Source organism: Microvirga soli (assembly GCF_016734765.1).
GTDB classification, from domain to species: domain Bacteria; phylum Pseudomonadota; class Alphaproteobacteria; order Rhizobiales; family Beijerinckiaceae; genus Microvirga; species Microvirga soli.
The window spans coordinates 1-602 of record NZ_JAERQE010000170.1 but is presented as its reverse complement, the minus strand read 5'-3'; the positions used below and the strand labels follow the sequence as shown (position 1 = coordinate 602).

Here is a 602-nt window from a genome sequence, read left to right as displayed (position 1 = left end):
GGCGGGTTGGCGCCGCGACGGGTGCAGACGATGGCGGCAGCCGCAGCGGCGAAATCGAGGGCTGTGGTGACCTGCGCTTCGCTCATCCCAGCGATGCCTTTAGAGGTGAGCAAGCCATTGGCATCGAGCCAAGCCAGCAGTCCGGCATGGAACGTGTCGCCCGCACCGACTGTGTCGACAACTTCGATCTTCGGAGCCCGACGCTCCAGGATCGTGTCGCCAAAGGCTGCGAGAGGACCTTTCTCGCCTCGGGTGATGATCACAAGCTTAGGACCGTGCCGAAGCCATGCACGTGCGGCGGATGCGAGACCATGTGTCCCGTAGAGCAGTTCGATATCCTCGTCGCTCGCCTTCACGATGTCGGCATAGGCGAGCAGCCGTTCGAACCGCTCCCGGTAGATGTCGAGATCGCCCACCACACGCGGCCTGACATTGGGATCGAGCGAGATCACGCGCGATCCGGCTTCTCGGCGCAGCAGGGTCTCGATGGCGGTTGCGATGGGCTCGACGCCAAGCGCATAGGAGCCCGCCGCAATGGCGTTCACGTCTGCCGGCAGTTCGGCGGGCAGCGCCTCTGGGGTGAGGGCCCGGTCGGCGCTGTT

Annotated in this window: 1 protein-coding gene; it reads right to left on the bottom strand. The window is 65.1% G+C overall.

The genetic code is table 11. From position 1 onward, the window contains the following. Positions 1–602: PfkB family carbohydrate kinase (locus tag JKL45_RS29715; RefSeq protein WP_246499147.1), on the bottom strand; the 602-nt coding region annotated here is incomplete at both ends.